Raw genomic sequence first — 19799 nt, 5'->3', positions numbered from 1 at the left:
CGACGACCCGGGGCCCGGGCGGAACGCCGGCCCCGCGACCCCGGCCGGCCCCGCGACCCCGGCCGGGCCCGCCGCCCGGAGGGTGCGGAATCCCGGCCCGCCACTCACCCCGCCGTCGCGGCCACCGATGGCCGCCACCGGGGGCGGCGCGGACGCGGGCACCGCTTCGAGGAGCGAGCCGGCCCTGGTGGCGGGGCCCCGGGGTCCGGCGGGATCGCCCGGAGACACCGGGCGATCCCGGAGCCGCGCGAGCCGCAGCCGCCGTTGAGCACGGTCACCTCAGGGGCATCGCGCCACGTCAGAGGTGCCGCGCACCCCGGCCGCGACGTATTTCGGAGCCCCGGGGGCGGCCGTCAGACCGACTCGCGCCAGCCGTTCGTGATCGGCAGGCGGCGGTCCTTGCCGAAGCCCTTCGCGGAGATCTTCGTGCCCGGCGGGTACTGGCGCCGCTTGTATTCGGCGGTGTCCACCATGCGGAGGGTCTTGACGACCAGCTCACGGTCGTAGCCCGCCGCGACGATCGCGTCCGCGCCCTGGTCCCGGTCGACGTACAGCTCCAGGATCGCGTCCAGGACGGGGTAGTCCGGGAGCGAGTCGGTGTCGACCTGGCCCGGGCGCAGCTCCGCGCTCGGCGGCTTGGTGATCGAGTTCTCGGGGATCGGCGGGGTCTGGCCCCGTTCCGCCGCGGCGCGGTTGCGCCATTCCGCGAGCCGGAAGATCCACGTCTTGTAGACGTCCTTGATCGGGCCGTACGCGCCGACCGAGTCGCCGTACAGGGTCGAGTAGCCGACCGCCAGCTCCGACTTGTTGCCGGGGGCGAGGACGATGTGGCCCTCCTGGTTGGAGACGGCCATCAGCAGCGTTCCGCGCAGCCGCGACTGGAGGTTCTCCTCCGCCAGACCCGTCAGGCCGAGCGAGCCCATGTAGGCGTCGAACATCGGCTCGATCGGGACCGTGCGGAAGTTCAGGCCGGTCCGGCGCGCCAGCTCCGCCGCGTCGCCCTTCGAGTGCTCGGAGGAGTACTTCGACGGCATCGACACGCCGTACACGTTCTGCGCGCCCACCGCGTCGCACGCGATCGCCGCGACGAGCGCCGAGTCGATACCGCCCGACAGCCCGATGAGCACCGACCGGAAACCGTTCTTCGCGACGTAGGCGCGCAGGCCCACGACCAGCGCCGAGTAGATCTCCTCGGCGTCGTCCAGGCGCTCCGCGTATCCGCCGCTCAGCTCGGGCTCGTACGCCGGGACGGGGTCCTGCGACACCACGACGCGGTCGATGCGCAGACCGTCGTCCACGACACCTGTGGGAGCGTCGGCGGACGCCGCGGGCAGGTCGAGGTCCAGGACCACGCACCCTTCGGAGAACTGCGGCGCCCGCGCCACGACCTCGCCGTCGCGGTCGACGACGATCGAGTCGCCGTCGAAGACCAGCTCGTCCTGCCCGCCGATCATCGCGAGGTAGGCGGTGGTGCAACCGGCCTCCTGGGCGCGCTTGCGCACCAGCTCCAGACGTGTGTCGTCCTTGTCGCGCTCGTAGGGGGAGGCGTTGATGGACAGCAGCAGACCGGCCTCGGCGGAGCGCGCCGCGGGGACCCGGCCGCCGTCCTGCCACAGGTCCTCGCAGATCGCGAGGGCCACGTCGACGCCACGCACCCGCAGCACCGGCAGGGTGTCGCCCGGCACGAAGTAGCGGAACTCGTCGAAGACGCCGTAGTTGGGGAGGTGGTGCTTGGCGAAGGTCAGGATCACCTCGCCGCCGTGCAGCACCGCCGCCGCGTTGCGCGGCGAGCCGGGCGGCCGGCCGAACTTCGGCCGGTCGCTCTCGGACCGGTCGAGGAAGCCGACGACCACCGGCAGCTCGCCGAAGCCCTCGTCGGCGAGGCGGACGGCGAGTTCGCGCAGGGCCGTGCGGGAGGCCTCGACGAAGGAGGAGCGCAGGGCGAGGTCCTCGACGGGATACCCGGTGAGCGCCATCTCCGGGAACGCCACGAGATGCGCTCCCTGCTCGGCGGAGTGCCGGGTCCAGCGGAGGATCGTTTCGGTGTTGCCGACGAGGTCGCCGACGCGCGAGTCGATCTGGTTCAGAGCGAGACGAAGTTGAGGCACGCGCATCAGTGTAATCGTCAATGCGACGCGATGGGGGGCGCGGGGTGTCGGATACCCCACGCCCCCTCCGCGTCCGACGTGCGCACGGCACGCGGACGACCCGCTCAGCGCCGGCGGTACGACTCCACGTAACCGTTTGCGGGCGTACCCACGCCGGTGACGTCGTCGTAGCCCTTCACGGCGGACAGCGAGCTGTCCTTGCCGAGGCTGCGGACGGAGGTCAGCAGCCCGTCCGCCGCGTCGTAGCCGTTGGCGAAGTCGACGCGCGCGACCGCGAGCCCGGACCCGGTCGGGTTGTCCGTGACGTCGTGGTAGACCCGCGAGCCGAACTTGGAGTAGATCGTCGGGTTGGCGAAGCCGATCGCCTTGCCGCCGCGCGCCTCCTGGCCCAGGGCCTGCACGGCCGCGATGACCGGCGCCGCCAGCGAGGTGCCGCCGATGCGGTACTCGCTGTACTGCTCCGTCCCGTCCGGGAAGGTCTGGGTCTGGCCGACCCTGAAGCCGGTGTTCGGGTCGGCGATCGCCGAGATGTCCGGGACGACGCGGTTGCCGGCGGCGCTGTTGGCCGTGGCCAGCGCCTTCGGGACGACGCCCTTCTGGTAGTACGGCTCGGCGACGGTCTTGCTGGTGCCGCCGCCCGCGCCCGAGGTGTACGCCCCCGGGAAGTCCGTCCAGCTCTTGCCGTCGGCCGACAGCGAGGCCTTGTCGGTGCCCCAGCCGGTCTCCCACAGGTACTTGTCGTTCTTGCCGACCGCCAGCGAGGTACCGCCGACCGCCGTCACCCACGCGGAGTTGGCCGGGGTGTCGACCTGCTTCGTGCCGGTGTTGGCGACCTCGTCGCCGTTGTCGCCGGAGGAGAAGTAGAAACCGATTCCCTCGACCGCGCCGAACTGGAAGACCTGGTCGTAGGCGGCCGCGAGGTCCGGCGTCTGGTTGGCCTCGATGTCGCCCCACGAGTTGGAGACGATGTCGGCCAGGTGGTTGTCGACGATCTTGCTGAGCGAGTCCAGCAGATCGTCGTCGTAGCAGGACGCGGCGCCCACGTACGTGACGTCCGCGGCCGGTGCGACCGCGTGCACGGCCTCGACGTCGAGGGTCTCCTCGCCGTACCAGCCGGCCGCCCCGCACTCCTCGGTCCGGGTGTAGTCCGACGGCAGGACCTGGGTCAGCTGTCCGGTCTTCCAGCGCGCGTCGCCGTGCGCCTTCGCGTAGGTGGCCGCGTCGTAGGCGATCGTCGGCGAGGCGTACGCGTCGGTGATGGCGATGCGCACCCCCTTGCCGGTGTAGCCGCCCGCGCCGTACGCGGCCCGCAGCTGCTTGCCGGTGTACCCCTGCACGGCGTACGGGATCTTCTTGCCGTACGCGGAGGGAAGGGTGCTCGCGGTGTTGGAGCCGTAGTACGAGGAGAACGGCCCGGAGTTCTTGAACACCGCGTCCGGCGGCGGGAGCTGGTCCTTGGACGCGGCCTTGTGCGGGGCGTTGTCCAGGCCGGTGACGGTCAGGACGGCGCCGTCCAGGCTCGCGGGAGCCGAGGCCGACTTCGACGGCGCGCGGTAAGTCCTGCCGCCCTTGGCGTAGTTGTGCAGCTGGGTGCCGAACGCCTTCTCGACGGCTGCCACCTCACCGCTGACCGACACGTAGTGCCGGGTCGTGCCGGTGATCTTCAGACCGGCCGCCGTCAGCCACGACCTGACCGCGGCCACCTGGGCCTCGGTCGCGCCGAAGCGGGCCTGCGACTGCTGGGCGGAGAGGTACTTGCCGTAGGTGGGCGAGGCGGGGTCGGACACGGCCTTCGCGTACGCGGCGAGGCCGGCGGCGTCCCGTCCCGCGAGGTAGACGCGGGCGGAGACCCGGGCGCTGTCCGAGGCCGAGCCCTTGTCCGCCTCGGCCGTGGCCCACGCGGGCTTGGTCCCGGCCAGCGTGTCACGGGTCGGGCTGTCCGCGGCGTGCGCGGCGGGTATGCCGAGCGCCAGCGCGCCGGCGATCATGGGCAGTGTCGCTGCCATGCTCGCTCCGGCGCGCAGCGCGGCGCGGTTGGATCTCATAGGACCCCCTGTATGTGGTTCGACGCGAGTGGATCACTCGACGTGCCGGCCACTCTTGCGATGAACCGTTCATGCCAGGGGAATGCGAACACCAAGAAGCGCCCAAGTGACCGCTTTCTGGGCTGATTTGACGGATACGTCCGTGAAATCGAGGGAAAACCCTATGGGTTGGGCCCGTGGGCCGGCCGAGGCAGGTCCTAGGGTTTGGCTCCCCGGGCCTTCAGCAGGTCCGTCATCAGGTCGATCTCCGACTGCTGCGCCTCGACCATGCCCTGCGCGAGCCGCTTCTCCACGCCGACCGCGCACTTGTTCACACAGCCCTCGGCCATGTGGATACCGCCCTGGTGGTGCGCGGTCATCAGCTGCAGGAAGAACACCTCGGCCGCCCTGCCGTTCAGCGTCCCGAGCTTCTTCAGCTCGGTGTTGGTCGCCATGCCCGGCATCAGCGCGCCGTCCTCGCCGCCGGCCATGTCGCCCATGCCCATCCAGCTCATCGGCGCCTTCGGCGACACCTTCGGCAGCCCCCACAGATCGAGCCAGCCCAGCAGCATGCCGCGCTGGTTGGCCTGCGTCTGCGCGATGTCGTAGGCGAGCCGCCGGACGTCCTCGTCGGTCGTCCGGTCCCGCACGATGTACGACATCTCGACGGCCTGCTGGTGGTGCACCGCCATGTCCCGGGCGAACCCGGCGTCGGCGGAGTCGGCGGTCGGCGGTGCGGTGCCCGACGCGCCGTCCTCGGCGACGGAGTAGGTGATGGCCCCGGCGGCGACGAGCACTCCGGCCACGGCCACCGCCACTCCCGCGTACCTCACTTCGACAGACCACCCGTGCAGGCCGCGCCCGGCTCGGGCGTCTGCTCGCCCTGCACGAACTTCTCGAGGAACGTGTCCAGGTTCGGGTCGCTCGCGCTCGTCACCGTGCGCTGGTGCCCCCACGCGGTGAGCATGATCGGGTCGGCCTGGGCTTCGTCCGGGCTCATGAGCGTGTAGGGCGTCTTCGCGACCTTGGCGGCGAGGGCGTCGACGTCGGCCTTGCTCGCCTTGCCGTTGTACGTCACCCAGACCGCGCCGTGCTCGAGCGAGTGCACGGCGTTCATGTTGTCCAGGGCCTTGGTGTAGACGTCACCGTTGCAGTTCATCCAGACCTGGTTGTGGTCCCCGCCGACGGGGGGCTCGGTCGGGTACTTCACGGTCTTGGTGACGTGGGTACGCCCGAGCTTGCCCTTCCACGTCTTGACCCCGTCCGCGCCGGTGACGAAGTGACCCGAGGCCGCCTTGCCGTCGGCGGCGGTGTCCTTGTCGTCGCCGGACTGCGACTTCACGACGAACACACCACCGGCGACCAGCGCGACCACGGCGACGACACTGCCGCCGATCACGAGAAACCGGTTACGCCGCTCGCGGGCCTGCTCGGTCCGCCGCATCTCCTCTATGCGCGCCTTGCGTGCCGCGCTGCCGGTCTTGTTGGCGGAACCCATGAGGCCTGTCCTTCTGGGGAAAAGGGGCGGGACGGTCGGGGTGTGCGAGTCCGCTGATCGTAATGGGGAGATGGGGAAAGTCGTAGACGGGTCACAGCCAAGAGGTGGGAGACGGCCACGGTGAGGGGGGCGGACGAGGAGAGTGCGGGCGGACGAGGAGAGTGCGGGCGAGGGGGCGAGGGAGGGAGGAAGGCGGGCGAGGGAGGGAGGGAGAGAGCGGGCGAGGTGGCCGGGCGAAAATTTGAACCGGAGATGCGTATTATCTACGCTTCCTCCCATGCGGCTGTTGCGATCCACCGACCTGGCACTGCGCGTCCTCATGCGGCTCGCGGTGGCGGGCGACACCCCGGAGGCCACACCCACCACCCGTGACGTGGCGGCCGCCATGGAGGTGCCCTACACCCACGCGGCCAAGGTTGTCGCCGAGCTCCAGCACATGGGCCTGGTGGAGGCCCGTCGGGGCAGGGGCGGTGGCCTGGCCCTCACCGACCGGGGCCGTGCCGCCTCCGTCGGGACGGTGGTCCGCGCCTTCGAGGGGGACGGCGACGTCGTCGACTGCGAGGGCGCCACCCCCTGCCCCCTGGCCTCGGCCTGCCGGCTGCGCGGTGCCCTGCGCCGGGCTCAGGAGGCGTTCTTCGCGTCCCTGGACCCGATCACGGTCGCGGACATCGTGGCGGCACCGACGGGGCCGCTGCTGCTGGGGATCTCGAGGCCCGTCTGATTCCACGGGCGTCGCGCGGACCGGTGGCGTGCGGGCCCATGGCGTGCCGGCCGGTGCCTTGCGGGTCGGCGACGGGGCGGGGGGGTGTCGCGCACGTCGGCACGGATCGGCGCCGTATGCCCGCCATCTCGCCACCTCGCCGGCCGGCCGGTCTCGTACGGCTCCGGGGCGAGGGCGCCGAGGGTGCCGGGGGGCCGAGGGTGCCGGGGGTGCCGGGGGCCGAGGGTGCCAAGGGCGCCGATGCCCGGCCGTCGGTGTGCGACCGGAGGCGGAGGCCGATCCGCGGTCGCATCCCACGTCAGCCGCGGTTTCCGGGTCCCGCCCGCCCCGTCCTTCACGCTTCCCCCGCGGCAATGCGGTTGTCCCCACATCGCCGGGCCGGATTGGATGGCCCGATGGAACGCATCGAAGCAGAGCTGTTCACCGCCGGCGGCAACAACGCCGTAGTCCGCCTGCCCGGCCGACGCTTCCCCGGGGTTCTGGTGCAGGGCGACTCCCTGCACATCCTCCGCACCGACATGGCCGAGCTGGTGGAGGCCTGCGACCGCGGTGACCTGGGCGACGCCCGCGACGCCGCCGGGCTCCTCCTGGCCGGCCTCGACGCCCTGCTGGAGCGCTACGGCGCCGCGCTGGACGAGCACGGGATATCGCGGCCGTACTGAGCCGGGTCGCCCGCACCGTTCCCCTGGCCGTTTCCCGCCCGGCGACGCGATCCCGGGCTCGCCGCGGGCCGGGAGCAGCCGGGCCGCGGCGAGTGTGGGACAAGGGCGGAGCAGGGCGCCGGGCAGGGCGCCGGGCGGGCGGAGGACGGGTCGTCCGGGCGGCTCAGGTCCCGGAGACGGTGATGGCCAGGTCCGTGATGTTCAGGGGGAACTGGCCGATGGCGTTCGTGTCGCCGGTGAGGATGTCGACGCCGTACAGCGACGGCGTGCTCGCGCCGTACGGCGTGAGCGTGGCGAAGGCGGCGTACGAGGTGGTCTTGCCGTTGGTCAGGTAGCTGAAGATGTCCAGGCCCGCGTTGAGACCGGCGTCGAAGCCGAGCAGACCGGTCGTGACGAGGTTGCCCTCGTTGGGCGGCGACTGGATGACGACCTGGTCGTTGAGCGTGTCGACGTCGACCAGGGTCGTCCCCGTGGACCCGACCAGATCGTTGTTGGTGTACCCGGCGGCGGTCACGCCCTGCACCGCCGTGGTGGCCGGCGGGATGTTCAGTGCGGTGTCGGTCGCCGTGGTGTGGTCATTGAGGTTGTGCCGCAGGTTCTGGCCGTAGTCGCCGATCACCCGGAGCCGGTCGGCCGCCGGGTTGAAGTCGATGTCGAAGGTCGTGCCGTAGAGCGCGACCTGGAGCTGCGAGACCTTGGTGACGACGACGTCGGTGGTGGCCGGCGGGGTCTTGATCGTGTAGATGCCGCCCTTGTCGCCGAGGCCGTACAGGAGGCCGTTCTGCACCCGGTGGTCGATCCCGACCAGTCGGGTGTCGCCGCTGAGGCCGGTGACGAGCCGGACCCAGTCGAGCACCTGCGGCTTGTCGGTGGTGAACGTGGCCATCAGCGTGCCGTCCCCGGTGATCCCGAAGGCCCGCAGGCTGGGGACGGCGGAGGCGGCGGAGCCGGAGCCGGGTGAGCCGACCATGAGCGCGGTCGCCGCGGAAATCATGGCGACCGTCGCCGCCAATCTCTTTCTGGTCCCTGCTTTCACTGTTGTTTCCTCCCGTTCGAAAGAACGTCATCTCCTCGCACGCACCGCACCGCACTACACCGCACTGAACTGCACCGCATCGCACCGAACCGCAGGGGAAATGGCAGTGGAATGGTGGTGCTTCAGGCGTCCTGGACGTCGCTGAACAGCGAGGGAATGCGTTGACCGCGTCGGATGCGTCGGTTGCGCTACCGACGTGTCGAGCTGTCCGCCGCACCGAAGTGATCCCCCGTGGGCGGCGGCTGCGCGGTTCCCATTAAGCCCAGACCGCGGCGGCCTCACAAGCGGATCCGGCGACAAGTGCGCCCTGATTCGGGAACTTTGCGCAGGATGACAAACGCGACGTCGGCACATCCTTCATCAATTCACCCGGATTGATAAATGCCCGTCCGGATTTCGTCTGTCGACGCTCACGGCCGTGATGGCATGCTCACGCCCATGGGGAGTCTCTTCGGCGAGCTGGCCCGGCAGGCGACGGCCAACGCGCGCCGCGAGGTGGAGACCTATGTGCGCGAGATTCCGGAACTCGGATCCCTCGACGTGAACTCGCGGGCCAGGGCCGAGACGCTGGAGTACTCCGTGTGGTTCAGGCACCGCACGGTCGAACTCGCCCCGGAGAACGGCAGTCTCACGGAGGACGACCTCGGCTACATCACGTCGATGGGTGCGGCACGGGCCGGGTCGGGGATGTCGCCACAATCGCGGCAGCGGGTGCTGCGCCTGCACACCGCGCTCATGCTGCGCGAGATCAACGAGGCGACGGAAGCCCAGCGCGGCGGCCATGTCGAGGAACTCATGCGGATCATGAGCTGGTTCGCCCCGCAGGGCGAGCGCGGCATCGGCGCCTACCGCGAGGGCTTCGTGACGGTCATGCGGCACCAGGTGCCCTACGTCGAACAAGTCGCTCTGCTGGCGCGGTCGTTGCTGGCCGGTGACCCCACCGCGGAGGAGCTCGCCCTGGTCGCGGGCATGGAACTGGCCGACCACTACGCGGTGACGGTGATCCGGGTGCCGGACCGCCCGCCCGGCGATCGCGACCTGGAGAACGAGATCGAGGCGCTGGTGAAGACGTACGGGGTGCCGGCCACCTGGTGCCCGGAGCGCGCCGGAGAAAGCGGCGGGCGCGGGGGCGGTGAGCTGATCGTCCTGGTTCCCGGTGCCGTGGGTGCCGACGGCGCCGGCGCCGATACCAGCGGCACCAGCGCCGATACCAGCGGCACCAGCGCCGATACCAGCGGCACCAGCGCCGATACCAGCGGCACCAGCACCGCTACGAGCAGCACGAGCCACGGTACCGGCGGTACCAGCGGTACCGCGCGGCGCCCGGCCGCGCCCGCCCTCGCGCTCAGGCACGTCCCGGATCTCGTCCCGGACCTCTTGCGGGACCTCGTGCAGGACTTCGCCCGGGCTCTCGGCTGCCCCTGCGCCGCCGGTACCGCCTCCGCGCCGCTGTCCGAGCTGTCCGGCGCCCTCGACCGGGCCCGGCGGATCAGCAGGGCGGCCCCGCTGCGGCGGGCGTCGACGCGACTGCGGCCGCACACGCTCGCGGACGTCTTCGTCGAACTCGCGGTCGCGGACGTGCCGTTCGTGGACGAATGGCTCCGAACGGTGGCCCGGAGCCTGCGACCGGGCCCGGACCTGCTCGTCACCCTCGACGCCTACTACCGCCACGACATGAACCGCGGCTCCGCGGCGACGGCCCTCAACGTGCACCCCCGCACCCTGGACTACCGCCTTCGCCGGGTGCGGGAGCTCACCGGCATCGACCCGGGATCGACGCACGGCGTGCGCATCCTCGGTTCGGCCGTCACGCGGAGCCTGTCGCGCGCGTGGAGCTGAGCCGGGCGGGCGCGGCGAGGGCGGGTCGGGTGTCGAGCGGGCCCCTGCTCAGGCCCGTGCCAGCCACAGATCCGGGCCGAACACCTCGTAGTGCACGTCCGCCGGGGCGACCCCCTTCTCGATCAGCTGAGCCCGCACGGCCCGCATGAAGGGCAGCGGGCCGCACAGGTACGCGCGCGTGCCCGGCGCGACGGGGACGTCCGTGAGGTCGGCCAGACCCGTCCGGGCGTGCGCCGGGGCCTCCCGCTCGTACCAGAGGTGCACGGAGGCGTCCGGCAGCTTCGTCGCGTACGCCTCGTGGTCCGTGCGCAGGGCGTGGTCCGCGGGGGAGCGGTCGGCGTGGACGACCGTGACCGGCGCGTCGTGTCCGGCGGCGGCGAGGTGGGCCAGCATCGCCACGATCGGGGTGACGCCGATGCCGGCCGAGGCGAGGAGCAGAGGGGTGCCCGCGGCGCCGTCGAGGACGAGATCGCCGTACGGCTCGGAGAGCTCCAGCACGCTGCCCTCACGCACGCGCGCGTGGAGGTGGTTCGAGACCTCGCCCTCCGGTGTCGTCGCCCCGCCGGGCACCCGCTTGACGCTGATCCGGCGCACGTCGGACCCCGGTGCGCCGCAGAGGCTGTACTGCCGTATCTGGCGGGCTCCGTCGGGCAGTTGCGTGCGGACGGACACGTACTGGCCCGCGCGGAAGTCCCGGACCGGCGCGCCGTCGACCGGGCGCAGGCCGAAGGTGACGACGTCCTCGGTCTCGCGGACGCGTTCCACGACTTCCCACTCACGCCACGCGGTGCCCCCGCTCTCCTCGTACAGGCGTCGCTCGATCGCGATCAGCGCGTTCGCCATCAGCCAGTAGACCTCGTCCCAGGCCGCGGCGACCTCGGGGGTGACCGCCTCGCCCAGGACGTCGGCGATGGCGGCGAAGAGGTGCTCGTGGACGACCTCGTACTGCTCGGGCGCGATGCCGAGGGAGGCGTGCTTGTGGGCGATACGGGTGAGCATCGCGTCGGGGCGGTCCTGCGGGAGGTCCTGCGCGGGCTGGACGAGACGGGTGGCGAAGGCGGCTATGGACCCGGCGAGAGCTTGGCGCTGGGTGCCCGCCGCCTGGTTGCCACGGTTGAACAGGTCTCGGAGGAGGTCCGGATGTGCCGCGAAGAGGCCGGCGTAGAAGCGCTCGGTGATCTCACCGATGGCCGCGCCGACGGCGGGCAGCGTGGCGCGGATGGTGGCAGCGGACTGTTCGGACAGCATCGGGGCTCCTCAAAGCTCACTCGGTGTTCTGCTGTCCGGCACGCTAGTTAAAGTTGCATCTGAGATGCAAATTAAATGGGTGTGGCGGGACGGAGGGGGTGGGGCATTACGGATGTCGGTGCGAGCAGGCAAGATGGGCAGCAGAGCAGTACGCCCGTCGGACGTGCGGCAGTACATCTGCCGGACGTGCGGCGTTCAGGCCCCGGTCGCCGAGGCGATCATGGTCGGCAACGCGCACGAAATGGTGTTGTGGTGTGATGTTCGGGTGCCCGACCGCCTCTCCGTGGGACGGGAAACAGGCGGCCTGACCAGCAAGGATGGGGAAGCGCAAGATGGACAAGCAGCAGGAGTTCGTGCTCCGGACGTTGGAGGAGCGCGACATCCGGTTCGTACGGCTGTGGTTCACGGACGTGCTGGGCTTCCTCAAGTCCGTCGCCGTGGCCCCGGCCGAGCTCGAACAGGCCTTCGATGAGGGCATCGGCTTCGACGGCTCCGCGATCGAGGGCTTCGCCCGGGTCTACGAGTCCGACATGATCGCCAAGCCGGATCCGTCCACCTTCCAGGTCCTGCCCTGGCGCGCGGAGGCCCCCGGTACCGCCCGGATGTTCTGCGACATCCTCATGCCGGACGGCTCGCCGTCCTTCGCGGACCCGAGGTACGTGCTGAAGCGCGCCCTGGCGCGCGCCTCCGACCTGGGCTTCACCTTCTACACCCACCCGGAGATCGAGTTCTTCCTGCTGAAGGACAAGCCGACCGACGGCTCGCGTCCGACCCCGGCCGACAACTCCGGCTACTTCGACCACACCCCGCAGAACGTGGGCATGGACTTCCGCCGCCAGGCGATCACCATGCTCGAGTCGATGGGCATCTCGGTCGAGTTCTCCCACCACGAGGGCGCGCCCGGCCAGCAGGAGATCGACCTGCGCTACGCCGACGCGCTCTCCACGGCCGACAACATCATGACGTTCCGCCTGGTCATGAAGCAGGTCGCGCTGGAGCAGGGGGTCCAGGCGACCTTCATGCCGAAGCCGTTCTCCGAGCACCCCGGCAGCGGCATGCACACGCACCTCTCCCTCTTCGAGGGCGACCGCAACGCGTTCTACGAGTCGGGCGCGGAGTACCAGCTCTCCAAGGTCGGCCGGTCCTTCATCGCCGGTCTGCTGAAGCACGCCGCCGAGATCGCCGCCGTCACCAACCAGTGGGTCAACTCCTACAAGCGCATCTGGGGCGGCTCCGAGCGCACGGCCGGCGCGGGCGGCGAGGCGCCGTCGTACATCTGCTGGGGCCACAACAACCGTTCCGCGCTGGTCCGCGTACCGATGTACAAGCCCGGCAAGACGGGCTCCGCGCGCATCGAGGTCCGCTCGCTCGACTCCGGCACCAACCCGTACCTGGCCTACGCCATGCTCCTCGCCGCCGGTCTCAAGGGCGTCGAGGAGGGCTACGAGCTTCCGCCGGGCGCCGAGGACGACGTCTGGGCCCTCTCCGACGCCGAGCGCCGCGCGATGGGTATCGAGCCCCTCCCGCAGAACCTCGGCGAGGCCCTGGGCCTGATGGAGCGCAGCGACCTCGTCGCCGAGACCCTCGGCGAGCACGTCTTCGACTTCTTCCTGCGCAACAAGAAGGCGGAGTGGGAGGAGTACCGCAGCGAGGTCACCGCCTTCGAACTGCGGAAGAACCTGCCGGTGCTGTAGGCGCAGGTCACAGCAGGTCACCGACGAATCAAACTCTGTGGGGCCGACGGTCGTGGACCGTCGGCCCCACGGCGTCTCACCACTCCTGGACCGTCCCTGCGCGGTCCATGCCGTGGGTCTTCGCACCGGACGCGCACCCGCACACCTTGTGCCGCGGTCCGTCGCGCCGAGTGGTGCGCCCTTGCCGCCAGTCGTCCGGAGCCCTTGGCGCCGATCGAGCAGATCCTGCCAATGAGCATTTTCAGCGTTGCCTCTCGCCCGGTTGACCGTCTGCGGCCAGCAGGCCGATCACCGCGGTGGTGTAGGGGGTGCGCGGTGCCGACCGGGATGTCGAAGCCGGCGGCTATCTGGGCCAGGGTGTCGTGCTTTCGCAAGGACACCAGAGCGACGAGCGCGCGTCGGTGCGGCGGGAGCGTGCAGCGGCGGTCACTCTCGCGGGTGACGATGAGCATGGTGACCCACTCGACCAGCGCATGAGGCAGGTCGAGTGCGAAGGATAGGAGACCAACGAGGCGCCTGCGCTGATGAGTTGATACTTCGAACACCTCCCTCAACGGCACGGGTGCCTCGCGCGTTGCGCTCTCGCCGCCGTCACCCATCGGTGGCCACCCTGAAAACGCTCACTGCTCGGACCGTTGTCGGCTGCGGGCCTGCCGTCAGCGGCAGGCGTCGCGGAACGGCGTTACGGAAACGCCGTAGCCGAACGCCTCTAATAAAGCGTGTCGTGCAACGTGATCAGCGCTTGCCTCCAGCCATGAACTTGCGCCATCAGAGTGCAACAACATCCTGCCTCGATCATGAGGAAGGAACCCGGGGGACACCCTTCCAAAGGCTAGTAAGTTGAGCGCCTCGGGAGGAAACCGTGGACAAGTCACTGTTGACCCACATCGACGCCGCCGTAGGCAGCGGCAAGGTGACGATCTCGGCGGACGATTCCACGATCCTGGGGATCGTCAAGGACGCCATCAAAAACGGCAGGACCGCTTCGTTCTACCTGACGAAGAGTCAAGCCGAGGCGTTCAAGCTCTGGTACTGGACGCCTGAGCGGATCAAATCTGCGGGGCTACGGGTGGTGTCGGACGACGAGAAGGAACGGATCAAGTCCGAGTTGGGCGTCGATGTGGGCACCTTCCGGTGCAGTCGCATTGAGTGCGTGTGCGGACACACATATGGAGGTTTTGAATTTCTGCAACAGGGAATTCGCCAACATGGCCCTGACGCCGTGAGGTCTGTATTTGAGCTGAAAAACTCAAAACTCCTCCAAGTGAACACCACCCTCTTGGCGATCTGCCCAAACTGCGACGAGCTGCTGGGGCGTGGCATCACGTACGAGGGCGAGGAATACGCAGGGTGCTCTTGCTGCCAGGAGTAAGCTCCTGCGCGGCAGAGGGTGAGAGAGAATCCATTGTCGTCAATCGCCGCCGCCGTCCTCCGTGTGTCGATGGCTCGGGTGAGTTGGCTGGCGTATTCGTCGGGCATCGGCTCGAGCTGCTGGTGGAACGCCGGCGTCCCGCGCCCCACCGTCATCGGCCAGGCGTGAGCTGAGCTGGCCCGGCACGCGGAGTTGTACGTCCGGACGTCTGCGCGAAGCCAACCGTCGCCACCGCGTCACAAGTCCGATGTGTGGGAGATGGCACTCCGTAACGGCCGCCCCTCGCGCAGACGTTCGAGGTCTTCGGTGATCTGACGGACCATGCGCGGCACGTTGACCTCCTCGGCCAGGGTGAGCGCCTCGTTGAGCGCTTCGCGGGCGGGGCCGGTGCGCCCGGCTTCGGCCCGTACCTCGCCGAGCAGCAGGAGCATGTGTGCCAGGCCGGCGTGGTCGCTGATGGTGCGGTGGTACGCGACCGAGAACAGCAGGGACTGCTCGGCCTCGTCGTAGCGGCCCCGATCTGCCTGGGCCAGTGCGACATGCCAGTGCACCCAGACGGCTTCCGCCTGCGACTGGGCGAGCGGGAGCGTGTGCTGTGCCACGGCCACCGCCTCCTCGGGGCGCCCGAACTGGCGGTAGGCGTCGATGTAGTGCGCCGACAGCCAGACCAGGTCACCCGCGGTGCCGCTGCTGTTGAACATCGTCTCTGCCGCGGAGTAGCGGTCGAGTGCGTCGTCCGCGCGGCCGAGGTCGCAGAACATGTCCCCGTAGTGGGTCAGCACCCAGCCTTCGAGAGAGGGGTCGCCCATGGTGTGCGCGATCTCCACGGCCCGTTCGTACAGAGCCACGGTCGTCTCCGGGCTGCCGGACTTCCGCCGTGCCTCGGTGAGCTGGATGAGGGCGTTGAGTGCGGCTTCCGGATCCTGCCGGTGGTTCGCGGCATCCACGGCTCCCTGCTCCGTGCCGGCCAGTTCCTCCCATCGGCGCTGGTACCACAGCAGCGGGCGGAGTCCCTCCGCGAGTGCGCCGACGGCATTCCATGCCCCGGCGTCCCGGGCAGCCGCCAACACTGCCATCACGTTCAGGTCCTCGGCGCCGAACCAGGCCAGCGCGGCCGGGGACGGCCGGTGCGGCGACGAGGGGGGTGCCAGGCTGATGCGGGACGCTTCCACGTACCAGTTCACTATGTTCATGACAGTGCGGTCACGTACCGGCGCGGGGTCCGTCTCTGCCGCCTTCTGGCGGGCGTAGAGGCGCACGAGGTCGTGCACGCGGTAGCGGTCGACGTCCTGCGGGGCGGTTTCCAGGAGCTGGGCGTTGAGCAGCCCGGTGATATGGGCATCAGCCGTCGCCACGTCCGCTCCGGCGGCCGCCGCCACCAGGTCCGCGGTGAAGGTCATGCCGGGAACCAGCCCGAGGGCACGGAAGCAGGCGGCAGTGCCGTCCGGCAGGGTTTGATAGCTGATGTCGAGTGAGGCGCGCACTCCGCGTTCCTCATTGTCCAGGTGACTCAAGAGGCGATCCTTGTCCTCAAGGCGCCGCGCCAGGACGCTCAGCGGCCTGCCCTGCATCGCCGGTCCGCTCATCAGCGCCCCGACGAGCCGCAAGGCCAAGGGCAGGCCGCCGACGAGTTCCACGATGCGCAGTGCATTGGCTCTGTCCTCCAGGAGCCCCTCGTCCTCGATGAGCCCAGCGAGTGTGGCCAGCGCCTCGTCGCGCTCCATCGGGCGGAGGGGAACACGCCGTACGCCGTCCAGATTCGGCAGCGATGACCGGCTGGTGATGATGACGGCTGTCGGTCCCGGCTCCTTCGGCAGCAACGCCTCGACCTGGTCCACAGCGGTCGCGTTGTCGATGATCAGCAACGTGGGGCCGACACGGTAGAGCGACTGCAGCAGCTCCTCCCGCTGGCCAGGACTCTGCGGAATCTCGCTTTCCGGGATTCCGAAGGCGTCGAAGATCTGTTGGATCGCGGCGGCGACCGGCACCACGGCCGTCCCCGTACCGCCCAGCTCCACGAAGACGCGGGCGTGGCGGAAGTCGTCGGCCAGGAGATGACCGAGGTGGTTGGCGATCGACGTCTTTCCCACGCCGCCCATTCCGTAGACGACGATGATCGTGGAACCGTGTCCGGAGCTGCGCCGGAGCATGCGGCTCAGCCGCGCCAGCTCCGCCTTCCTTCCGCCGAAGTCGGCCAGGAAGCGCTTGAGGTTCGACCGCGCCCCGGAGCCCGGGGCCGCGGTGCCGTACGGCCCCTGGGACGTGGGGACCGCAGGCAGCCGTGGCAGAGCGGCGGGGTCCGGCACATCGAGCAGGTCCCATACGCGGGACACCCCGTCGACGCCGATCGCGCTCACCCGAGTCACCGGTACGACCGTCAAGGAGGACGGTCCCTCGGGTGTGTGGTGCTCGGTGATCACACCGATGGCGCGGGACGAGGCAGGGGCATCGTGGGCGAACACCAGCGTTCCGGAGATGCCCTGCCACGGGGATCTGCCCGTTCCCGCAGACGCCACCGGCTCCGGTGCCGAGGTGACGCGCAGACCGAGCAGCCCCCGGCGCAGATCCGCTCCCGGCGGGATCACGCCTTCCAGGTGCTCGCTGTCGCGCCTGCGCGGCGTACGACTGCCGACGCCATCGGTCTCCTTGTAGCGGGGGAACCCCACCGCCCAGCATCCGGTGACATTCCGTGTGGCCGTCCGGTCGACCACCGCGAAGCGCACCGGGGCGAAGTCACCCACCGGGAGACCGCCTTCGGCGATCGTCAGCAGCGCGATGTCGTCCTCGGGAGTCTGGCCCAGGGCGAGGACCGTCGCTTCGGCCTCGGACTCGTCGAAGAACCGCACGAGCAGCTGTGTGGACTCCCCGGGGCCGACGTTGTGCCCGGCCGTGAGCACAAGCCCGGCCGCCACCAGGTAGCCGGAGCCGACGCTCCACCGCTGCCCTGTCCCCGTCGGGAACCGGCGAAGCACCTCAACCGCCCGTATGGCAAAGGCGTCCGCAGAAACCGTCCCGGTCATCGGCTACGGCTTCGCCGTGCTCGAACGGAACACCTTGACAGACTTGCCGTGGTCGTCGACCGGCGACTCCAGTGTCACGGTCACCGTCTGCAGCTCCTGGAGGACCTTGCCCTTGTCACCGCCAAGTTCGAGGACCCATAACTTGAGTCCTGCCCTACCGTTCGCCGACCGGGTCACCCCGACCTGGAACTGGAGCTGGATCTGGCCGACAGGAAAATGGATGCCCCCGTCGTCGTTCGTGGACATCGCCGCGAGGATCTCCGCCCGGATCGCCTCGACTACTGCTGCGAGCTCGATCAACTCTGCCGTACCTCCCTGAATCGGTCACATGCGGTTACCCACGGTCACTGGGCCGATGGGCGGACCGGATCACGCGTCATCCACGCCTGGTCGTACACGGTGAACAGTGCCCATACCTGGACTGGGATCTGCACCAGCACGCGCAGCGCCGCGTACCTCACCCACAGGGCGTGCCCACCGGTACGGAAGAAGGTCAGCGCCGACTCCGCCATCACGAACACGGCAGCCGCCACCGCCGCGTGCGTCGGAGACTCCGCAGTCCACAGCAGGAGCGGAATCACGTACAACAGCGGTGGAACGGCCCCCATGGCGACATCGAGCGACAGACGGGCCGGCCGCGAGCGCAGCTGCCCCACGAGCCGGGGCAGCTCACGCCAGAAGCTACGGCTCCAACGCAGTTGCTGCCTCACGTACCTGCCCAGCCGGTCGGGTGCGGTCGTCCATGCCTCCGCCTCGGCGGCGAACCGTGTCCGCAGCCCCACGCCCAGCAGGAGGCTGGTCAGATAGAGGTCTTCACCGTGGCGGCAGGGAACGCCGAGAAACCGGTGCTCCTGGTAGGCCGGCCACACGGCCTCCAGCGCCGAGCGGCGATACATGGAGAAGGCGCCGGAGCAGCAGAGCACCGCCTCGTCAACCGACTGCCTGGCGCGGTACCCGTCGGCCATCAGGTACTCAAGCGCGCACAGACGGGTGAGGACACCGCCGGTACGCACGTGCAGCACGCCGCTCACCGCGCCCACCTCGGCATCCTCGAAATGCCGTACCAGTGCGGTGACAGCACCGGGGCCGATCCGCGTGTCCGAGTCCACGCACAGCACGAGTGAGCTCCGCCCCAGGACGAACCCGGCGTGCTGGGCACGCCGCTTGCCCCGGTTGTCGGTCAGGCGGACGACGCTCCAGCCGGGGCGACCGGCGATACGTCCGTACACCACGTCGCGTTCGTCGGACCGGGCCGATCCATCATCGACGACGTAGACACGCAGAGGGCCCGCGTACTGCGCCACGGCCACGGCCGACAGGCAGGCGTCGAGCTCGTCGGGTTCCTCGTTGTAGGAGGGGATGAGAATGTCGACGGAGGGCCAGGGGCGTGAGCTGTCCTCGGAGCCGGGCCGAAGCCGGACGGGCCGGCAACGGCGCCGCGCGCTCTCCTGCAGCACGCCGACACCGCCGTACGACATGAGCAACAGCACGCAGAACATCGTGAACGTCATAGCCGAGGCCCCCCGTCGCGCGTGATGCCCGCGCCCCACCGGACTCAAACGGCCAACGGGCGGTGAACTCACTCTCACCCGACGCACCGTCAACCGGGCTCTGGCCGCGGCGAGGGCACCGGTCGAACGCGGCACAGCAGGGCTGAAGTCCTGGCAGATCTTCCGCAGATCCCGCGTCAGCCCCAACCGCATGAGCGTCATCACCAAAGCCGTCCTCACCCTGGAGAGGCAACGCTGAAAACGCTCGATGACAGCATTGCCCGGCTGTGTTCGTGTGGGCATGCCTGTGGATACGGCGAATGCCCGGCGGCGCGGTACTGCGCGCATTTGTCACTTCGCGCTGCCGGAGAGCCCCGTGGCCAGAGGGTCGTTGCGCATCTTTTCGGAGTTACGGGAACTGCCCTGAGTTGATGTAGGCCCGGGCGGGTGAATATCGATGCGTTCTTACGGCATATGGGTCACCTTCGACTGCGTGTCTCGTTACCTACCCCATACCGGAAAGTTGAGTATTCGTAACGTCTGACCCACTCACAGAGAAAGGTAGGTCATCGATGAAGGCTTTCCGGGGCCTCGTTGTAGGGCTAGCGGTCGGCGCCCTGTCCTTGGGGGGCGTGGCGCTCGCCAACCCTTCCCTCATCCCCGCCGACCGGGTGATCGCTTCCCTCGCTCACCCCGTCGGCCACGACGACGAGGACGCCGACGGGGACAGCTACACGTCCCTGAACCTGGACCACAACTGCAAGGGCGGAACCTTCGGGTACTGCACCCAGAACGCGACGTTCAACCCGACGGTGACTCTGACCCTGATTCCTGTTGGCCTCATCGGAGGTTCCAACGGAACGAACAATCCGACCAACGCCAACAACGCCAACAACCCGAACAATGCCAACAACGGCAACAACGGGAACAACGGCAACAACGGCAACAACCCGAACAATGCCAACAACGGCAACAACGCGAACAATGCGAACAACGGCAACAACGGCAACAACGGGAACAACGGCAACAACGCGAACGGCAACTGACCACGGTCGCCTGGTGCACGACAGCTCGTTGCGGCACGGCG

General features: G+C 69.5%; 15 protein-coding genes and 2 pseudogenes. 7 read left to right on the top strand and 10 right to left on the bottom strand.

Translation table 11 applies throughout. The annotated features are described in order from the left end of the window. Positions 1 to 353: 353 nt before the first annotated feature. The 4 genes from ASD48_RS02635 to ASD48_RS02620 all read right to left on the bottom strand — a co-directional run bounded on the left by ASD48_RS02635 (position 354) and on the right by ASD48_RS02620 (position 5630). Positions 354 to 2108: an NAD+ synthase gene (locus tag ASD48_RS02635; protein ID WP_057600962.1), complete on the bottom strand. Its 1755-nt coding sequence runs from the start codon at positions 2106 to 2108 to the stop codon at positions 354 to 356. 104 nt (positions 2109 to 2212) lie between these two features. Next, positions 2213 to 4153, bottom strand: a complete 1941-nt coding sequence (locus tag ASD48_RS02630; protein WP_057599709.1) for a S53 family peptidase — start codon at positions 4151 to 4153, stop codon at positions 2213 to 2215. Between the two features lie 197 nt (positions 4154 to 4350). Next, the gene (locus tag ASD48_RS02625) at positions 4351 to 4950 is read right to left on the bottom strand and encodes a DUF305 domain-containing protein (protein WP_057599708.1); all 600 of its coding nucleotides are present in this window, start codon (positions 4948 to 4950) and stop codon (positions 4351 to 4353) included. 11 nt (positions 4951 to 4961) lie between these two features. Next, complete coding sequence (locus ASD48_RS02620) at positions 4962 to 5630, bottom strand: DUF3105 domain-containing protein (RefSeq protein ID WP_057599707.1); 669 nt, start codon at positions 5628 to 5630, stop codon at positions 4962 to 4964. A gap of 277 nt (positions 5631 to 5907) precedes the next feature. Here ASD48_RS02620 and ASD48_RS02615 point away from each other — a divergent pair, with 277 nt between their 5' ends. After that, positions 5908 to 6351: an Rrf2 family transcriptional regulator gene (locus ASD48_RS02615; protein WP_057599706.1), complete on the top strand. Its 444-nt coding sequence runs from the start codon at positions 5908 to 5910 to the stop codon at positions 6349 to 6351. 395 nt (positions 6352 to 6746) lie between these two features. Then, a complete protein-coding gene (locus tag ASD48_RS02610) occupies positions 6747 to 7013 on the top strand; it encodes a hypothetical protein (protein ID WP_057599705.1) in 267 nt (88 codons plus the stop codon). A gap of 163 nt (positions 7014 to 7176) precedes the next feature. Here ASD48_RS02610 and ASD48_RS02605 read toward each other — a convergent pair whose 3' ends face one another. Continuing rightward, positions 7177 to 8007: a DUF4394 domain-containing protein gene (locus ASD48_RS02605; RefSeq protein WP_057600961.1), complete on the bottom strand. Its 831-nt coding sequence runs from the start codon at positions 8005 to 8007 to the stop codon at positions 7177 to 7179. Positions 8008 to 8487: 480 nt separating this feature from the next. Between ASD48_RS02605 and ASD48_RS43050 the strand changes: the two genes are divergently transcribed. Beyond that, the gene (locus ASD48_RS43050; RefSeq protein ID WP_107104259.1) at positions 8488 to 9888 is read left to right on the top strand and encodes a helix-turn-helix domain-containing protein; all 1401 of its coding nucleotides are present in this window, start codon (positions 8488 to 8490) and stop codon (positions 9886 to 9888) included. A 48-nt stretch (positions 9889 to 9936) separates the two neighbouring features. Here the strand turns inward: ASD48_RS43050 and ASD48_RS02595 are convergent, their stop codons facing one another. Beyond that, positions 9937 to 11136: a globin domain-containing protein gene (locus ASD48_RS02595; protein WP_057599703.1), complete on the bottom strand. Its 1200-nt coding sequence runs from the start codon at positions 11134 to 11136 to the stop codon at positions 9937 to 9939. 332 nt (positions 11137 to 11468) lie between these two features. Here ASD48_RS02595 and ASD48_RS02590 point away from each other — a divergent pair, with 332 nt between their 5' ends. After that, a complete protein-coding gene (locus ASD48_RS02590; protein ID WP_057600960.1) occupies positions 11469 to 12830 on the top strand; it encodes a glutamine synthetase family protein in 1362 nt (453 codons plus the stop codon). 256 nt (positions 12831 to 13086) lie between these two features. Here the strand turns inward: ASD48_RS02590 and ASD48_RS41460 are convergent. After that, positions 13087 to 13282: pseudogene (locus ASD48_RS41460) on the bottom strand (transposase family protein); the annotation flags it as partial. 410 nt (positions 13283 to 13692) lie between these two features. On the opposite strand from ASD48_RS41460, the gene ASD48_RS02585 reads away from it, so the two are divergent. After that, positions 13693 to 14202: a hypothetical protein gene (locus ASD48_RS02585; RefSeq protein ID WP_057599702.1), complete on the top strand. Its 510-nt coding sequence runs from the start codon at positions 13693 to 13695 to the stop codon at positions 14200 to 14202. A 236-nt stretch (positions 14203 to 14438) separates the two neighbouring features. On the opposite strand, the gene ASD48_RS02580 is transcribed toward ASD48_RS02585, so the two are convergent. From ASD48_RS02580 to ASD48_RS02570, 3 genes are read right to left on the bottom strand one after another with little or no spacing between them, the layout of a single operon-like run. Beyond that, complete coding sequence (locus ASD48_RS02580) at positions 14439 to 17174, bottom strand: tetratricopeptide repeat protein (protein WP_199875617.1); 2736 nt, start codon at positions 17172 to 17174, stop codon at positions 14439 to 14441. Between the two features lie 51 nt (positions 17175 to 17225). After that, positions 17226 to 17522, bottom strand: coding sequence for a trypco2 family protein (locus tag ASD48_RS02575; RefSeq protein ID WP_057599700.1), 297 nt, complete (start codon positions 17520 to 17522; stop codon positions 17226 to 17228). Between the two features lie 44 nt (positions 17523 to 17566). Further along, positions 17567 to 18733, bottom strand: a complete 1167-nt coding sequence (locus ASD48_RS02570) for a glycosyltransferase family 2 protein (RefSeq protein WP_057599699.1) — start codon at positions 18731 to 18733, stop codon at positions 17567 to 17569. 37 nt (positions 18734 to 18770) lie between these two features. Between ASD48_RS02570 and ASD48_RS41455 the strand changes: the two are divergent. After that, a pseudogene (locus ASD48_RS41455) lies at positions 18771 to 18971 on the top strand (transposase family protein); the annotation flags it as partial. A gap of 373 nt (positions 18972 to 19344) precedes the next feature. After that, on the top strand, positions 19345 to 19758 hold the full coding sequence (locus tag ASD48_RS44060) for a hypothetical protein (RefSeq protein WP_157880587.1): 414 nt from the start codon (positions 19345 to 19347) through the stop codon (positions 19756 to 19758). Positions 19759 to 19799: the final 41 nt, after the last annotated feature.

The sequence above is a fragment of the Streptomyces sp. Root1310 genome (genome assembly GCF_001426425.1).
Taxonomy (GTDB): Bacteria; Actinomycetota; Actinomycetes; order Streptomycetales; family Streptomycetaceae; genus Streptomyces.
This window is presented reverse-complemented; position numbering and strand designations above follow the sequence as displayed.

Excerpts from the sequence above, each read along its gene's own strand:
- ASD48_RS02610 (WP_057599705.1), top strand. The coding sequence starts at position 6,747 with ATGGAACGCATCGAAGCAGAGCTGTTCACCGCCGGCGGCAACAACGCC.
- ASD48_RS02615 (WP_057599706.1), top strand. The coding sequence starts at position 5,908 with ATGCGGCTGTTGCGATCCACCGACCTGGCACTGCGCGTCCTCATGCGG.
- ASD48_RS02570 (WP_057599699.1), bottom strand. The coding sequence starts at position 18,733 with ATGACGTTCACGATGTTCTGCGTGCTGTTGCTCATGTCGTACGGCGGT.
- ASD48_RS02620 (WP_057599707.1), bottom strand. The coding sequence starts at position 5,630 with ATGGGTTCCGCCAACAAGACCGGCAGCGCGGCACGCAAGGCGCGCATA.
- ASD48_RS02630 (WP_057599709.1), bottom strand. The coding sequence starts at position 4,153 with ATGAGATCCAACCGCGCCGCGCTGCGCGCCGGAGCGAGCATGGCAGCG.
- ASD48_RS02605 (WP_057600961.1), bottom strand. The coding sequence starts at position 8,007 with ATGATTTCCGCGGCGACCGCGCTCATGGTCGGCTCACCCGGCTCCGGC.
- ASD48_RS43050 (WP_107104259.1), top strand. The coding sequence starts at position 8,488 with ATGGGGAGTCTCTTCGGCGAGCTGGCCCGGCAGGCGACGGCCAACGCG.
- ASD48_RS02595 (WP_057599703.1), bottom strand. The coding sequence starts at position 11,136 with ATGCTGTCCGAACAGTCCGCTGCCACCATCCGCGCCACGCTGCCCGCC.
- ASD48_RS02590 (WP_057600960.1), top strand. The coding sequence starts at position 11,469 with ATGGACAAGCAGCAGGAGTTCGTGCTCCGGACGTTGGAGGAGCGCGAC.